The sequence below is a fragment of the Streptomyces sp. NPDC107550 genome (assembly GCF_055639095.1).
Map to the genome: position 1 here is coordinate 103,920 of NZ_JBVKBC010000001.1, position 15,355 is coordinate 119,274.

At 73.7% G+C, this 15,355-nt stretch carries 14 protein-coding genes; 7 read left to right on the forward strand and 7 right to left on the reverse strand.

All coding sequences use genetic code 11. The features are described from left to right. Positions 1–61 precede the first annotated feature (61 nt). The gene (locus ACZ7LY_RS00515) at positions 62–706 is read left to right on the forward strand and encodes a LysE family translocator (RefSeq protein ID WP_471622244.1); all 645 of its coding nucleotides are present in this window, start codon (positions 62–64) and stop codon (positions 704–706) included. A 100-nt stretch (positions 707–806) separates the two neighbouring features. Here the strand turns inward: ACZ7LY_RS00515 and ACZ7LY_RS00520 are convergent, their stop codons facing one another. Then, positions 807–1,913, reverse strand: coding sequence for a winged helix DNA-binding domain-containing protein (locus ACZ7LY_RS00520; RefSeq protein ID WP_471622245.1), 1,107 nt, complete (start codon positions 1,911–1,913; stop codon positions 807–809). A 110-nt stretch (positions 1,914–2,023) separates the two neighbouring features. On the opposite strand from ACZ7LY_RS00520, the gene ACZ7LY_RS00525 reads away from it, so the two are divergent. Beyond that, positions 2,024–3,181, forward strand: a complete 1,158-nt coding sequence (locus ACZ7LY_RS00525; RefSeq protein ID WP_471622246.1) for a magnesium and cobalt transport protein CorA — start codon at positions 2,024–2,026, stop codon at positions 3,179–3,181. A 572-nt stretch (positions 3,182–3,753) separates the two neighbouring features. Here the strand turns inward: ACZ7LY_RS00525 and ACZ7LY_RS00530 are convergent. Further along, on the reverse strand, positions 3,754–4,944 hold the full coding sequence (locus tag ACZ7LY_RS00530; protein WP_471622247.1) for a cytochrome P450 family protein: 1,191 nt from the start codon (positions 4,942–4,944) through the stop codon (positions 3,754–3,756). A 170-nt stretch (positions 4,945–5,114) separates the two neighbouring features. Next, complete coding sequence (locus ACZ7LY_RS00535; protein ID WP_471622248.1) at positions 5,115–5,840, reverse strand: SDR family oxidoreductase; 726 nt, start codon at positions 5,838–5,840, stop codon at positions 5,115–5,117. Positions 5,841–6,087: 247 nt separating this feature from the next. Between ACZ7LY_RS00535 and ACZ7LY_RS00540 the strand changes: the two genes are divergently transcribed. Further along, positions 6,088–7,479, forward strand: coding sequence for a glycoside hydrolase family 5 protein (locus tag ACZ7LY_RS00540; RefSeq protein ID WP_471622611.1), 1,392 nt, complete (start codon positions 6,088–6,090; stop codon positions 7,477–7,479). A gap of 50 nt (positions 7,480–7,529) precedes the next feature. Here the strand turns inward: ACZ7LY_RS00540 and ACZ7LY_RS00545 are convergent, their stop codons facing one another. Beyond that, complete coding sequence (locus tag ACZ7LY_RS00545) at positions 7,530–8,642, reverse strand: bile acid:sodium symporter family protein (RefSeq protein ID WP_471622249.1); 1,113 nt, start codon at positions 8,640–8,642, stop codon at positions 7,530–7,532. Between the two features lie 82 nt (positions 8,643–8,724). On the opposite strand from ACZ7LY_RS00545, the gene ACZ7LY_RS00550 reads away from it, so the two are divergent. The 4 genes from ACZ7LY_RS00550 to ACZ7LY_RS00565 all read left to right on the forward strand — a co-directional run bounded on the left by ACZ7LY_RS00550 (position 8,725) and on the right by ACZ7LY_RS00565 (position 12,378). After that, complete coding sequence (locus ACZ7LY_RS00550) at positions 8,725–9,117, forward strand: TOBE domain-containing protein (RefSeq protein WP_471622250.1); 393 nt, start codon at positions 8,725–8,727, stop codon at positions 9,115–9,117. Between the two features lie 362 nt (positions 9,118–9,479). Beyond that, positions 9,480–10,328 carry a molybdate ABC transporter substrate-binding protein gene (gene modA, locus ACZ7LY_RS00555; protein WP_471622251.1) on the forward strand — a complete coding sequence of 283 codons (849 nt, stop codon included), beginning with the start codon at positions 9,480–9,482 and terminating at the stop codon, positions 10,326–10,328. After that, entirely contained in the window at positions 10,325–11,173 is an 849-nt protein-coding gene (modB, locus tag ACZ7LY_RS00560; RefSeq protein ID WP_471622252.1) for a molybdate ABC transporter permease subunit, read from the forward strand. The genes modA and modB overlap by 4 nt, the downstream gene beginning before the upstream one ends. A 98-nt stretch (positions 11,174–11,271) precedes the next feature. After that, complete coding sequence (locus ACZ7LY_RS00565) at positions 11,272–12,378, forward strand: ABC transporter ATP-binding protein (RefSeq protein WP_471622253.1); 1,107 nt, start codon at positions 11,272–11,274, stop codon at positions 12,376–12,378. 44 nt (positions 12,379–12,422) lie between these two features. Here ACZ7LY_RS00565 and crcB read toward each other — a convergent pair whose 3' ends face one another. The 3 genes from crcB to ACZ7LY_RS00580 form a co-directional block, all read right to left on the reverse strand. Next, positions 12,423–12,797, reverse strand: coding sequence for a fluoride efflux transporter CrcB (crcB, locus tag ACZ7LY_RS00570; RefSeq protein WP_471622612.1), 375 nt, complete (start codon positions 12,795–12,797; stop codon positions 12,423–12,425). A 5-nt stretch (positions 12,798–12,802) separates the two neighbouring features. Then, positions 12,803–13,345 carry a fluoride efflux transporter FluC gene (locus ACZ7LY_RS00575; RefSeq protein ID WP_471622254.1) on the reverse strand — a complete coding sequence of 181 codons (543 nt, stop codon included), beginning with the start codon at positions 13,343–13,345 and terminating at the stop codon, positions 12,803–12,805. Positions 13,346–13,526: 181 nt separating this feature from the next. Next, positions 13,527–15,026, reverse strand: coding sequence for a hypothetical protein (locus ACZ7LY_RS00580; protein ID WP_471622255.1), 1,500 nt, complete (start codon positions 15,024–15,026; stop codon positions 13,527–13,529). Positions 15,027–15,355: the final 329 nt, after the last annotated feature.

Genomic DNA, 15,355 nt, shown 5'->3' on the forward strand with positions numbered 1-15,355 from the left:
GGTGAGGCGGTGGGGGTAGCCGTGGCCGTGGCCGTGACGGAGTTACGACGGGGGGAAGTACATGGTGTCGACGGACCGGCTGCTGGCGTTCGCGGCGATGTCCTTGCTGGTGATCGTGATCCCGGGGCCGAGCGTCCTGTTCGTGATCGGGCGGGCGCTGGCCCACGGCAGACGTACGGCGCTCGCCACCGCGTTCGGCAACCTGCTCGGCTCGTATCTGCTGGTGGTCGCGGTGGCGCTGGGCGTCGGGTCGCTGGTGGAGCGCTCGGCGGAGGTGTTCCTCGCGGTGAAGCTGGCCGGGGCCGCCTACCTGGTGTACCTGGGGGTACGGGCGTTCCGGCACCGGCACGCGATGAAGGCGGCGGACATACGCGGGCCCGCGGGTCCGGCGCGCGGTGATCTGCGGACCGTGTTCGACGGGCTGCTCGTCGGGGTGACGAACCCGAAGGGCGTGGTCTTCTTCGCGGCGGTGCTGCCGCAGTTCGTGAACCATGACGCGGGTCATGTGCCGACGCAGATGCTGTTGCTCGGGCTGGTGCCGATCGGCATCGGCATGGTCACGGACACCCTGTGGGGGCTCACCGCGTCGGCGGCACGGGACTGGTTCGCCCGCTCGGACCGGCGGCTGTCCCTGATCGGCGGGACCGGGGGGTTCGCGCTGATAGGGCTCGGGGTGACGGTGGCGGCGACGGGCCGCGCGGACTGAGCCCGGGGCCTTCGGCGTACGGGGGCGGTATGCGGGCGGGGCGGGGCTGCTTCGGGCGCCGGCGCCGGGTCGGACCCCCGCCGGACCGTGACCCGCCGGGTCACGCGTCGCGTACCGTGCCGAAGTCGACCGTGACGGGGCCCGGGGCCTCCAGGACGGTGGCGGTGTGCTCCGCCTCGGCGACGAGTTCGGCACGCTGGGCGCGGGTGAGGGCCCCGTACGGTTCTAGGGTGAGCCGGCTGCCCGCCTTCGCCTCCTTCATGGACCACAGCCCGGCGAGGTAGCCGTCGACGAGGAACGTCGAGTAGGCCGTGTTGACCCGCCAGTGCCGTCCCCGGTGCTCGTCGTGGACGACGCGCGTGCGGTCGGCGTGCGACAGCAGCAGGTTGTCGAACTGGCCGAGCAGCCGGGGCGGCGCGGGCGTGTCCTCGTCGGGCCGCGCCGCGTCCGGCAGGTCGAACAGCTCGGTGCCGTCCGCCGCGGAGCGGAACGTCACGAGGCGCGGGCGCAGCCGCTCGAAGGCGTCCTTGGTCCGGGTCAGCCCCGACCACTGCTGGAAGTCCCGTACGGAGGCGGGCCCGAACGCGGCGAGATAGCGCAGGACCGTGTCGTCCGGCGCGGGTGCGGGCGCGGCGTCCCTGCCGAACCAGTGCCGGGTCGTCGTCAGGCGGACGCTGCCGCTGCGCCGCCACAGGCCGCGCGGGGTGGCCTGGACGAGGGGCAGGGCGCAGCGGACGGTGATGATGAGGTCGTGCGGGTCGGCGTCCGGCCACCGGGCGAGCAGGAGTTCGCGCAGTTCGCCGGGGGTGCGGGGCTCCTTCTCCACGGCGTCACGGGCGAGCGCGACGAGCTGGTCGACGTCGGCGTCGGCGAGGCCCTTGCGGTAGACGCGGGCCTGGCGCTCCAGCGTGGACTGGACGAGGGGGCGCAGGGTGAGGCAGTCGTCGGCGGTGTGCAGATGGACGGTGGAGCGCATGGTGGCGATGCGGCCGACGCGGCGCTCCTCCAGGGCCGCCGACAGGTCGGCGGGCCGGAAGCCGGCGAGGCGGGCGGCGAGGGCGACGTACGGCGGCCGGATCTCCTGCGCCTGGAGGCCGAGCAGATGGGTGACGGCGTCGTCGACGCTCGACTCGGCGCGTTCCAGGAGGAGTTGCCGGTGCAGGGTGGCGCGGCCGAGGGCGCGGGCGGTCAGCGGCTTCGTCGTCATGGGGGGACGGTACCGGCCCAGTAGGTCAGCGGGTGTCCGCGATGCGTTCCGCGTGGCGGTCACTTCGTCTCGTTACCCTGCCCGGACGGGACCGGCGGAAGGAGGCGGCGATGCCGCGACGGCAGGACAGGAACGACCGGGGCGGCGGGCGCCGCTACGCCTGGCGCCGGGGCGCCGACCCGCGCCCGCCCGCGCCGGACCCCGAGGTCACGCCCGACGAGGACGCCCGGGGGTCCGCGCCGGAGACCGGCAGTGTCGTACACGCGGCGCTGTACCGCGACGGGGTGCGGGTGGCGAGCCCGGAGTCGCTGACGGAGACGTACCGGCAGTTGCGCGAGGCGCCCCGCACGATGGCGTGGATCGGTCTCGCCCGCCCGACGGAGGCCGAGCTGAAGTCCCTCGCCGCCGAGTTCGACCTGCATCAACTGGCGGTCGAGGACGCGCTGGAGGCGCATCAGCGGCCGAAGCTGGAGCGGTACGGGGAGACCCTGTTCGTCGTGTTGCGGGCGGCCCGCTACCTGGACGCGCCGGAGGAGGTCGACTTCGGCGAGCTGCACGTCTTCGTCGGCCCCGACTTCGTGATCACCGTCCGGCACGGCGCGGCACCCGACCTGTCGGCGGTCCGGCGCCGCATGGAGGACACCCCCGATCTGCTGCGCCGGGGCCCGGAGGCGGTCCTGTACGCGATCCTCGACGCGGTCGTCGACGGGTACGCCCCGGTCGTGGACGGCGTGCAGAACGACGTGGACGAGATCGAGACCGAGGTGTTCTCCGGCGCCCCCGAGGTCTCCCGGCGCATCTACGAACTCTCGCGCGAAATGGTCGAGTTCCAGCGCGCGACGCGTCCGCTGGTGTCGATGCTGCACGGCCTGATGGCGGGCTTCGCCAAGTACGGCACCGACGAGGAACTCCAGCGCTACCTGCGCGATGTCGCCGACCACGTCACGCACATCAGCGAGCGCGTCGACGGCTTCCGCCAGGCGCTCAGCGAGATCCTGACGGTGAACGCGACGCTGGTGACGCAGCAGCAGAACGCGGAGATGCGGGCGCTCGCCGAAGCGGGCTTCGAACAGAACGAGGAGGTCAAGAAGATCTCCTCATGGGCGGCCATCCTCTTCGCCCCGACCCTCGTCGGCACGATCTACGGCATGAACTTCGACCGCATGCCGGAGCTGCACTGGACGCTGGGCTACCCCTTCGCCCTCCTCCTCATGGCAGCCGTCTGCACGGGCCTCTACGTAATCTTCAAACACCGCGACTGGCTGTAGCGGCGGCTACGACGCCGTCAAGCACATCCGGCCCGACGGCCACAGGGACATCACCGTACGGATCAACTGGATCGAGGGAGTCTGTGTACCGAATGAGGAGCGGGCGGCGTGCGCTTCTCGCCGTCTCCGTCTCCGCCTTCCTCGTCACGGGAACGATCAGTTGCGCAGAGCAATCGGAGTCTTCAACTACTGCGGACTCCGCTTCGGACTCTGTTCCGAGCGATGGAGAGATCGTCGGCTCGTGGAAGAACAACGGCGGTGACTGGATCACCTTCGCCAAAGGTGGCAGAGGAGTCATCTCCGACGGCGCACAGCTCCAGCTGAGCGACCTGATGGAGAAGGCCGACACCAAGCCGGAATGCCCCTTCTCCTGGGGAGTGGACACCGTCCCCGCGGGCGGCGACACATGGGTAGCCGTCAATTTCGCGGCGGGAGAGTGCGGGCCGAAACCGGGCGAGTTCGGCCTGTACCCCTACCACGTCGGGAAAACTAGTGAATTGCGCCTCTCCCCGGCCGTGGAACACCCGGACGCCGGTGAGATCTACGTGCACTCCTCCCGGCCCCTGGGGCTGTCAAGCCTGGGTCGCCAGGACGGGGAGGGATGTCAGGCCTCGGACCAAGCGGGTGTGCAGCCAGGTTAGTTCGGGGTCTGAGACCGCGAGGGTGAGGGTCGGGAAGCGGGTGAGTACCGCCTCCAGGGCGATCTCCATCTCCGCGCGGGCGAGCGCCGCCCCGGCGCAGCGGTGGATGCCGTGGCCGAAGGCGAGGTGGGCGGTGGCGTCCCGGTCGGGGTCGAGGGCGTCGGGGTCGGGGAAGCGGGCCGGGTCCCGGTTGGCGGCGCCGAGGGCGACGAGGACGGGCGCGCCGGCCGGGATCTCGGTGCCGCCGAGGGTGACGGGCTCGGTGGTGAACCGGAACGTGGACGTGCTCACCGGCGAGTCGTGGCGCAGCAGTTCGTCGACGGCGGCGGGGATCTCGTGCGGGGCGCGGCGCAGCCGGTCGAGGTGGTCCGGGTGGCGCAGCAGGGCGAGGAGGGCGTTGCCGAGGGCGTGCGTGGTGGTCTCGTGTCCGGCGACGAGCAACAGGGCGGCCAGGGAGACGAGTTCGGGCTCGCTGAGCCGGTCGTCGCCTTCGCGCGCGGCGATGAGCCGGTCGAGGAGGGTGTCGTCGGCGGGGGTCCGGCGGCGGGCGGCGATGAGGTCCGTCATGTACTCGGCGAGCGCGTGCGAGGCCGCGTCGATGACCTCGGGCTGCCCCGCAGCGAACAGCTCCGCCGACCAGCGGCGGACGTCGGCGCGGTCGGTGTGCGGGACGCCGAGGAGTTCGCAGATGACGGTGACGGGCAGCGGCTCGGCGACCCCGGCGACGAAGTCGAACGGTTCGTCCAGCCGCCACGCGTCGAGGAGTTCGTGCGTGACGCGGGTGATGAAGGGACGCAGCCGGGCGACGGCGCCGGTCGTCAGGGCCTTCGTGACGTGCGCGCGGAGCCGGGCATGTGCGGGCGGGTCGGTGGCGAGCAGGGTACGGGCGAGCGCCGGGTGCAGGTCGCGGCGGGAGTCCGCTCCCGCGAAGAAGGCGGCCGTGTCCTTGGAGAGCCGCGCGTCGCGCAGCGCCTCGCGGGCCGCCTCGTAGCCCGTGACGACGTAACTCGTGCGCCCTGCCGAGCCGGTGGGCACGGCCTGTACCGGGCAGGCGGCGCGCATGGCCGCGTACGCCGGGTACGGGTCCCGGAGGAAACGGGGGTCCTGGGTCGGGTCGCTCATGCCCCAAGGCTCCACCGGCGGCCGGGCCCGGACGGGCGGCGACACGCGGCGACTCCCGTCCGATGGCCGCAACGCGGCGCCGGGCGCGTGATCGTCGTACGTCCGGGCCGGCTCGGGCGGGGCGTGGACCTGTTCGGAACGGGCTCTGCCGCCGCAGCGATCCGCCCGCGTCAGACCTGCTCGAAGTGGAACGCCTTGATGAAGCAGTCGCGGGGCTGGGACAGCGCGAAGACGACGCACTCCAGGACGGACTGCGCGGTCAGCGCGTCCCCGGACCCGCGCGGCGTGTCGTCCCAGCCCGGCGAGAGCGGGTCGGGGTTCTCGAAGTCGGGCGGGTACAGGGAGATGACGCGTACGCCCTGGGGCCGCAGTCGCCGGGAGAGGATCTCCGTGAAGCCGGCCTGGGCGTTCTTGGCCGCGTAGAAGGCGTCGTGCGCATCCGAGCGGTGGTGCCCGGCCTCGCCGCACGCGGAGACCATCGTCACGATGTCGGGCGTGCTCGAACGCAGCAGCAGGGGAAGGAAGTTCTTCACCGCGAGGACGGTCCCCGTACCGCCCGAGGCGAGGGTGTCGACGACGTCGGAGTCGGACACGGACAGCAGGTCGGGCCCTTCGAGGTAGCGCGAGCCGTTGTTGACCAGCACATCCACGTGCCCGGTGCGCGCCGCGACGTCGTCGGCGAAGCCCCGGATCGAGGCGGGGTCGGTCAGATCGCAGGCGAACGCGTGCGCCATCCCGCCCCGCGCCCGGATCTCGTCCCGCACGTGCGCGGCGGCGGCGAGGGTCCGCGCGGACAGGAACACCTCGGCGCCGAGTCCGGCGAGGTGCAGGGCGAGGGTCCGTCCGAAGTCGCGCCCGGCGGCGGTGATCACCACACGACGATCATCAAATCTCATACCCCCCGATCCTGCCATCCTCCGCTCACAACCCTCTCCCCCGCCCGCCGAGACCGCCCGCCGGGGCCGCCCGGCGCCCCGCTCGACACACCCGTTCCAACTCCCCTCTCAAATAACCCTGTTCAAAGCATTCCCCTGCGTCGTGGGGACCGGTAGAACCTCGTGCGACACGTCGTTGATCAGGCGTCGCCGGTCCGCGGAGCGGGGTGGGGGCGGCTGGCATGTTCGCACCGTGGAGTCCGCCTTGCTGCGTGTGACCCTGGTGGCCGCCCTGACGGCCGCCCTGCTTCCCGTGACGGCCGTGGCCGCCGCCGAGAGACCGGCCCGCACCCCCGCACCCGCGCCCACCGCCCCCGCGCCCGCCGTCACGGACGCGCAGGGGCGGACGCTGACGCTGCGCGGCTGGAACGTGGAGGACAAGGAGCACCGGGGCGACGCCGCGCTCTCCGCGATCACCGAGAAGACGTTCCGTGACATGCGGGCGAAGGGGTTCGGGTTCGCGCGGCTGCTCGTGTTCTGGGACGACCTGGAGCCGACGCGTGGGCACTACAGCGAGGGCTATCTGAGGAAGATCCGGCGGGTGCTCGACTGGGCGGACCGTTACGACGTGAAGGTGGTGCTTGACGCCCATCAGGACGTGTTCGGGCCCGCGTTCGGGCACCGGGGCATCCCGGAGTGGGCGACGCGGACGGACGGGCTGCCGTTCCAGCGCGACCCCGACGACTGGTTCGCGGAGTACTTCCAGCCGGCGGTGCAGCGCGCGTTCACGCATCTGTACGAGGACGCCGACCTGCGGCGCGCGCAGGAGCGCATGTGGCGCGAGCTCGCCGACCGCTTCGGGCATCACCCGGCGGTCCTCGGCTACGACGTCATCAACGAGCCGATGGGCGAGCTGCGCCCCGGCGAGGACCTGCCGACGTCGGCCCGGCGCATCGAACGCGACCAACTGACGCCCATGTACGACCGGGTGGCCCGCGCGATCCGCCAAGTGGACCGGAAGGGCTGGGTGTTCATCGAGCCGACACCCATCGTCGGCGAGGGCGTGCCGACGGGCCTCGGCCGCGTCCACGACAAGAAGGTGGTGTACGCGCCGCACTTCTACAACACGGCGATGGAGGCGGGCGCCGACTACGATCCGGCGGCCGGCTGGGTCGACACGTACGAGAAGGCGGTGACGCAGTACCCGCGCCAGTACAAGGTGCCGGTCGTCGTCGGCGAGTGGGGGCCGCTGAACAACTCCCTGCCGAACATGCGCCGTTTCTACCGTGACGCGATGGCGTCGCTGGCCCGCTACTCCTCCGGCTGGGCGGGCTACGTGTGGTGCTACGGCGGCGGTTACTGCGCCGTCGACGACAAGGGCGCCCTGCGCACCAACAAGGAGCTGACCGCCGAGCCGTACGGGGAGGCCGTCGCGGGGACGGTGCGCTCCTCCACGTACGACGCGGGCAAGGGCGTGTTCCGGCTGACGTACGACGCGGCCGGGCGGCGGGGCGCGCGGAGCACCGAGGTGTCGCTGCCGTCGCGGAGTTGGACGGTGACCGCGCGCGGCGGCATCGTCGTACGCCACCGGGACAGCAACCGGGTGCGGGTGCTCGCCGCGCCGGGCGCCCGCGTGACCGTGACCGCCACCCGCCGCTGAGCGACCGCCCGAGCTGAAGGACCGCCAGTCGCTGAAAGACCGCGCGCGGGTCAGGCGCGGCGGGAGCCGGTGAGCGGGGCGGGGGCATCCGGGGCGGGGGCATCCGGGGCGGGTGTCGCCGCCGGGTGTTCCTCGGCGCGGGGCGGACGGGCCGCCGTCCCCGCGACGGCCTTCTGGAGCAGGCTGTAGGCGAGGATCGGCAGCAGGACCGCCGGGCGGTGCGGGAACCAGCAGGCGGCGAGGACGGCCGCGGCGCTGCTGTTGTTCATGCCCGTGGCGAACGTCAGCGAGATGCCGTCCGCGCGGTCGCCGCCGGTCCACCGCGACAGCCGCCGCCCGCACGCGAACGTCAGCCAGCACACGCTCCCGGCGAGGACCAGCGCGGCGGCGAGGAGGTCGGGGTCGGGGTGCGCGAGGGCCTGCCCGAGCGCGCCCGCGGCATTGACGTAGCAGAGCAGCAGGATGTTCACGAGGTTGACGGCCTTGACGACGGGCAGGGTCCGGCGCACGCGGCGCTCGCCGAGCAGGCGGCGCACGGCGATCCCCGCGAGGCACGGCGCGACCACCGCGACCAGCGCGAACACCCCCGCTCCCGTACGGGCGATGAGGTCCACCTTCGTCGTGTCGTCGAGGGTGCCCGCGCCGTCGGGCCCGACGAGCAGCCCGGCGAGCCGCATGCCGAGCGGCACGGTGAACGGGCTGAGCAGGGTGGAGCCGATGACCATGGCGACGACCAGCGGCACGTTGCCCCCGGCGTTCTGGCCCCAGGACGCGGCGCCGCCCGCGATGGGCATGGCGAGGACCAGCATCAGGCCGACGACGAGCCCCTCCGCCTCGCCCCGGTCGTGCCAGCCGCGCAGCGCGAGGGCGACGACGGGCAGCAGGACGAGCGGCAGCACGGCGTTCGCGGTGATGCCGAGGACGAGGCGCAGCGGGCGGGCGAGGACGCCGCGCAGTTCGCCGACGCGCACGCCGAGCCCGGCGTTGAACAGCATCATCGCCAGCAGGCCCATGGGCAGGGTGAGTCTGACGTGGTCGTCCGGCACGCGCGGGGCGAGGGCGCGCAGCGCTTCGCCGGGGCCGGGGAGGACGGCCGCGAGTACGTAGCAGGCGCCCATGAGTGCCAGAAGCCGGCGCTGGGCCAGCGCGATCACCTTTGTCACCCAGCAGAGCCTATCGGTCACGGTGAGCGACATCGGGCGGGGTGCGGCGGGGCCGTCGCCGGGGCGTTCTATCTTGACCGGCATGCAGTCATACACGATCGGCCAGACGGCACGGCTGCTCGGCGTGAGTCCGGACACCGCACGACGGTGGGCGGACGCGGGCCGGGTGGCGACCCACCGGGACGAGAGCGGGCGGCGCCTCGTCGACGGCAAGGACCTCGCCGCGTTCTCCGTGGAACTCGCCAAGGGCGGCGACGAGGAGGAGGTGCCGCGTACGTCGGTGCGCAACGCGTTCCCCGGCATCGTCACCGCGATCAAGCTCGGGGACGTGGCCGCGCAGGTGGAGATCCAGGCGGGCCCGCACCGGCTGGTGTCGCTGCTGACGCGGGAGGCGGTGGAGGAATTGGGCCTGGAGGTCGGCATGGAGGCCACGGCCCGGGTGAAGTCGACGAACGTCCATATCGACAGGGCCTGACCCCCGCTCGCGCCGGCGGCACATGGCGTACGCACCCGCCTGGGAACCGGCGTACGCACCTGCTGGCACATGGCGTACGCACCCGCCTGGGTTCCGGCGTACGCACCTGCCGGGACCGTATGTACGCACCCGCCCGGGCCCCACGTACGCATCTGCCGGCACAAGCCGTACGTACGAACGCACATGCCACCCTCACAGATCATCAGCCGCGCTCATGCGATGAGACAGGAGACTTCCCCCTGGCATCTGCGGCATTATCATCGGCGCATGCCCTCGGCCGGTCCCGCTCGGTCGCGCCGGAGGTGAGGACGCAGGTCTCGCGCCGTCGCGGCGCGAGCCAGAGGTGAGGAAGTGGACCCGTGATGACCCGTTCCGCGCGCCGGACCCGTCGGATACTCGGTGCGGCCGGCCTGGGGGCCGCCGCCCTGCTGACCTTGAGCGCTTGCGGCTCCTCCGACTCGGGCTCCGGCTCCGGCTCCGGCTCCGACGCCTCGACTTCGCCGTCGTCCGCGTCCGCCTCCTCGGGCAAGAAGCTGACGGGCAACGTCACCGTGTTCGCGGCGGCCTCCCTGAAAGAGAGCTTCACGACGCTCGGCAAGCAGTTCGAGAAGGAGCACCCGGGCACGAAGGTCACCTTCAACTTCGGCGGCAGCGACAGCCTCGCGGCGGGGATCACGGGCGGCGCGCCCGCCGACGTGTTCGCGGCGGCCAGCCCCAAGACGATGAAGATCGTCACGGACAAGGGCGACGCGGCGGGCGCCCCGGCGACCTTCGTGCGCAACCAGTTGGAGATCGCCACCCTGCCGGGCAACCCCGCCAAGGTGTCCTCGCTGAAGGACCTCACCGGCTCCAAGCTGAAGGTCGTGCTCTGCGACAAGAGCGTGCCGTGCGGCGCCGCCGCGCAGAAGGCCCTGGACGCGGCGAAGCTCAAGCTCACCCCCGTCAGCTACGAGCAGGACGTCAAGAGCGCCCTGACCAAGGTGGAGCTGAAGGAGGCCGACGCCGCCGTCGTGTACAAGACGGATGTGAAGGCCGGCGGTGACAAGGTGGAGGGCGTGGAGTTCCCCGAGTCCGAGGACGCGATCAACGACTACCCGATCGCCCTGCTGAAGAACGCGCCGAACGCCGAGGCGGCCAAGGCGTTCATCTCCCTGGTGCGCTCGGACGCGGGCCAGAAGGCGCTGACCGGGGCCGGGTTCCTCAAGCCGTGACCTCGCTCGACACGTCCGGCGGCGCGGCCGACACCCTCGGGGGCGGTCCGCGCCGCCGTGCGCGTGGGCGCGGGGCGCCGCTGCCGCTGCTCGTGCCCGCGCTCGTCGCCCTCGCCTTCCTCGTCGTACCGCTGGTCGCGCTGCTCGTCCGGGCGCCCTGGCGGGAGCTGCCGCAGCAGTTGACCAGCGCGGAGGTGTGGGAGGCGCTGCGACTGTCCCTGGTGTGCGCGACGTCGGCGACGCTGGTGAGCCTGGTGCTCGGGGTGCCGCTGGCCTGGCTGCTGGCCCGCACCCGCTTCCCCGGGCGCGGTCTCGTACGGGCGCTGGTGACGCTGCCGCTGGTGCTGCCGCCGGTCGTGGGCGGTGTCGCGCTGCTCACGGCGCTCGGGCGCAACGGCATCGTCGGGCAGTACCTCGACCGCTGGTTCGGGCTGACGCTGCCGTTCACGACGACGGGCGTGATCATCGCGGAGGCGTTCGTGGCGATGCCGTTCCTCGTGATCAGCGTCGAGGGCACGCTGCGCGCCGCCGATCCGCGGTTCGAGGAGGCGGCGGCGACGCTCGGCGCGTCCCGGTTCACGGCGTTCCGGCGGGTGACGCTGCCGCTGATCGCGCCGGGGATCGCGGCCGGTTCGGTGCTGGCGTGGGCGCGGGCGCTCGGCGAGTTCGGCGCCACCATCACCTTCGCCGGGAACTTTCCCGGCCGTACGCAGACGATGCCGCTGGCCGTCTATCTGGCGATGCAGAGCGACCCGGCCGCCGCGATCGCGCTGAGCCTGGTGCTGCTCGCCGTGTCGATCACGGTCCTCGCGGGCCTGCGCGACCGCTGGATGACCACGTCATGACGCCTTCCGATCCGCCTCCCCGTCCGCCTTCCGATCCGCCTCCCCGTCCGCCTTCCGATCCGCCTTCCGATCCGCCCCGCGACGACGCCCCTGGAGCAGTGCCCGTGACGACGCCGGTGGAGCAGGGCCCGTACGGGGGCGACGGTGGCCCGGGCGCGGCGGCGGGGGCCGGGCTGGACGCGCGGCTCGTCGTGGAGCGCGGTACGTTCCGGCTCGACGTGGCGCTGAGCGCGGCGCCCGGCGAGGTCGTCGCGCTGCTCGGGCCGAACGGCGCGGGCAAGACGACCGCGCTGCGCGCCCTCGCGGGCCTCGCACCGCTCGACGGCGGGCATCTGCGGCTGGACGGCGCCGCCCTGGAACGCACCCCGCCCGAGGCGCGGCCGGTCGGCGTCGTCTTCCAGGACTATCTGCTGTTCCCGCATCTGACGGCGCTGGACAACGTGGCGTTCGGGCCGCGCTGCCAGGGCAGCTCCCGCGCCGAGGCGCGCGCCGTGGCCGCGCGCTGGCTGGAGCGGATGGACCTCGCCGCGCACGCGGGCGCCAAGCCGCGCCGCCTGTCGGGCGGTCAGGCGCAGCGCGTCGCGCTGGCCCGCGCGCTCGCCACGAGGCCCCGGCTGCTGCTCCTGGACGAGCCGCTGGCCGCGCTCGACGCCCGTACGCGTCTGGAGGTACGGGCCGAACTGCGGCGCCACCTCGCGGAGTTCGAGGCGGTCGCCGTGCTCGTCACGCATGATCCGCTGGACGCGATGGTGCTGGCGGACCGGCTCGTCGTGGTGGAGCAGGGGCGCGTGGTGCAGGAGGGGGCGCCGTCGGCGGTGGCGCGCCGCCCGCGCACCGACTACATCGCGCGGCTCGTGGGCCTGAACCTGTACCGGGGCCGCGCCGAAGGGCACTCCGTGCGCCTCGACGACGGGCCCGCGATCACGACGACGGAGGAGCTGACGGGCGAGGTGTTCGTGGCGTTCGCGCCGGGCTCGGTGACGCTGCACCGGGAGCGACCCACCGGGTCGAGCGCCCGCAATCTGTGGCGCTGCGCGGTCGCCGGCATGGAGACCCACGGCGATCAGGTGCGGGCCGCGCTGACCGGTGAACTCCCGCTCGCCGCCGACCTGACGACGGTCGCCGCCGCCGAACTCGGCCTGCATCCGGGCGTCGAGCTGTGGGCGACGGTCAAGGCGGCGCAGACGCACGCCTACCCGGCCTGACCCACCGGCGCCCGCTCACCCCCCAGCGTGCGCCCGCACAGCGCTCAGCCCCACAGCGCTCCGGCCGCGCCCGCGCCGAGAAACGCGGCGCCGAGCCCGGCGACGAGCGTCCCGGCGACGTTGGCGACGGCGGGCAGCCGGGCGCCCGTCTCCGCGAGCCGCAGACTCTCGTACGAGAAGGTGGAGTACGTGGTGAGGGCGCCGCACAGGCCCGTGCCGAGCAGGAGTTGTACGTGCGAGGAGGCGGCGCCCGCGGCGAACGCGCCGGTGACGAGGCCGAGGACGAAGGACCCGGCGACGTTGACGGTGAAGGTGCCCCAGGGGAACACGGTGTCGCGGCGGGCGCGCAGGCCGCGGTCGGTGAGGTAGCGCAGCGGGGCGCCGACCATCGCGCCCGCGATCACCAGGAGCCAGTTCAGGGCGTTCACCGGACACCGCCTTCCCGGGCGCCGCGCGTGAGGCGGCGGGTGGCCGCGGCCCCGGCCCACACGGCGAGCAGCGCCGCGCACACCGTCAGCGCGAGGTAGCCGAACGCGGTGGCCGCCTCGCCCGCGTGGACGAGCCCGCGGATGTCGACGGCGTACGTGGAGAACGTGGTGAAGCCGCCGAGGACGCCCGTGCCGAAGAACGGGCGCAGCAGCGGGTGCGCGGTCCACCGCTCGGTGACGAGGACCATGAAGGCGCCCATGACGGCGCAGCCGGCGACGTTGACGACGAGGGTGGTCGCGGGGAAGGCGCCGGGCGCGGTCGGCCACAGCAGGCTCGCGCCGTAGCGGGCGCACGCGCCGAGGGCACCGCCCGCCGCGACGGCGGCGATGACCGGGCCCTGGCCGCGCAGCCACGCCGTACCGGAGCCGGGCGACGGCGGGGGCGGCGCGAGGTCGGGGTCGACGGGTTCGCCGGGTGTCCGGCCCGCGCCGGTGCTGTCCGCGCCAGTACGCTCCGCGCGGGTGCTGTCCGCGTCCACGGTGGTGTCTCCTACTCGCCGTATCACCCGTGCCGCACGAGGGCACGGGTGGTCATCGTCGCAAGCAGGGACCGTTGGCGGCGCCTTCGCCGCGGTTGGGGTGCGGCGGGCCCCACCGCCGCGCGGCACCCGCGCACGGGCACCGCGCTTCCATGGTAACGACCGGGCGGAGCGGCGAGGCTCAGAGGTCGGCGCCGCCGAACCCGATGCCGCTGACGACGTAACTGCACTGCGTGTACGTGTAGCCGGGCTGGATGGTGCCGCCGTCGGCGCGGCTGCGCGCGCTGCTGCTCTTGCCGCCGGGCTTGTGCAGGAAGTGGTACGAGCCCGCGGGCAGCCACAGCGTCTTCTTCGGGTACGCCTTGCCGGCCTTGCACGCCTTCGCCGCCGCCGGCCGGCCGGCGAACTCCCTGCAGGAGCCGCAGCCGCGGATGGTGATCCGGCCCGTGACCGGGCCGGTGTAGAGGATCTCGACGGGGTCGGGGCCCGCGTTGCTGATCACCATGCTCATCCGGGTGCCGCCGGGCGCGTGGGCCGGGGGCAGGCTCCGGCCCGCCTGGGGGCGCTGCTCGGCGATCTCGGCGGCGACGGCGATCTGCCGGGCGCGGGCGCGGCGGCCGTCGCCCTTGTAGCTGCCCGCGAACCCGGTGAGGGTCGTGCGTGCCTCGCTGAACTTCTTGTCCTTGAACTGGTCGACCCCGCACGCGTACACGCCGTCCTTGATCCGGCCGTCGACCGTCCCCTTCAGATGGGCGGGGGCCGGGTCGGGGAGCTGGGCGACGGTGGTGGCGATGCGGCGCAGTTCGTCGGTGGCGTCGCAGGGCTGCCCGCCGCGCAGCGCGCGGGCCCGCCGGTCGACGGCGTCGCGGACGGCGCCCTCGACCTCGGCGGCCTGCGGCGACTTCGGGAACGTCCGTACGAGACGGCCGAGTTCGCCGCCGCGCTCGTCGGTACGGGTCCCGCCGAGACGGGCCTGGCCGCACGCGAGGAGCGACTCGGCGAGGGGCTGGTCGGGCCACGCGGCGAGGTCGCGGAGGACGGCGCGGTCGATGGACTTCGGGACCTCGCGCAGCGCGTCGAGGGGCGCGATGGACTCGCAGGCGTCGCCCTTGGCGTAGGGCGCGGAGACCGCCTTGTAGTAGGCGACGAGACTCGTGTGGACGCGGTCGGCGGCGCGGGACCCGGGGTGGTTCTCGGCGAGATCGCGGTAGGCGGTGAGAACGGTGTCGTACGTGGGGCGCGCGTCGGCGAAGTCGCGCCGGGAGGCGTCCTTCACGAGGGCGTCGGCGGTGTGCAGCCGCTTCAGCAGCATCGCCTCGACGGCGTCGTCCCGCATGCCGCCGTACGTCACCCACGCCCCGGCGGGCACAGCGAGCAGCGCGAGTCCGACCGCCGCGGCGACGGCGGGGCGTACGCGGGCCGCCGTCGCGGGCGCGCGCAGGCCGCGCCGGGCCGCGTCGGCGGCGGCGCCGAGCAGCAGCACGAGGTAGCCGGTGAGCGCCCAGGCGGGCACGCCGTCGGCGTCGGCGGGCAGCGCGACCAGCAGGAACAGGCCGGTGGCGACGGCACAGAGCGCAGCGAGCAGCCGCCGCCCGAGGTACAGATGCCCGAGCCCGAGCCCGCTCAGGTCGAGCAGCGCGGCGGCCGTGGCCCGCACGACATCCCGGGGCCCCTTCGGCACCGGCCCCTGCGAAAAGAAAGGGGCGGGCTGGAAGGAGGCGTACGGGGGCGCGCCGGACGGGGCGCCGGGGGGCGGTGGCGGCGGGGCGTACGGGTTCGGGGTCCCCGGGGCGGGCGACTGCGGCGAGGCGTACGGGTTCGGGCCGCCCAGGGCGCCGGTGGGCGGCGCGGCATACGGGTTCGGGCCGCCCGGGTCGGTCGGCTGCGGTGGGATCGACGGGGGCGCTGCCGGCTGCGGCGCGGCATACGGGTTCGCGTCGGTCGGCGCCGCCGAGGCCGGGGTGTGCGGCACCCCCATACCCGCACCCGAGCCCGTACTCCCGTCCGCCC

Bases quoted from the DNA above. Each gene is read 5' to 3' on its own strand.
- ACZ7LY_RS00535 (WP_471622248.1), bottom strand. From the start codon at position 5,840: ATGAGATTTGATGATCGTCGTGTGGTGATCACCGCCGCCGGGCGCGAC.
- ACZ7LY_RS00550 (WP_471622250.1), top strand. From the start codon at position 8,725: ATGCAGTCATACACGATCGGCCAGACGGCACGGCTGCTCGGCGTGAGT.
- ACZ7LY_RS00515 (WP_471622244.1), top strand. From the start codon at position 62: ATGGTGTCGACGGACCGGCTGCTGGCGTTCGCGGCGATGTCCTTGCTG.
- modA (WP_471622251.1), top strand. From the start codon at position 9,480: ATGACCCGTTCCGCGCGCCGGACCCGTCGGATACTCGGTGCGGCCGGC.
- ACZ7LY_RS00520 (WP_471622245.1), bottom strand. From the start codon at position 1,913: ATGACGACGAAGCCGCTGACCGCCCGCGCCCTCGGCCGCGCCACCCTG.
- ACZ7LY_RS00525 (WP_471622246.1), top strand. From the start codon at position 2,024: ATGCCGCGACGGCAGGACAGGAACGACCGGGGCGGCGGGCGCCGCTAC.
- ACZ7LY_RS00530 (WP_471622247.1), bottom strand. From the start codon at position 4,944: ATGAGCGACCCGACCCAGGACCCCCGTTTCCTCCGGGACCCGTACCCG.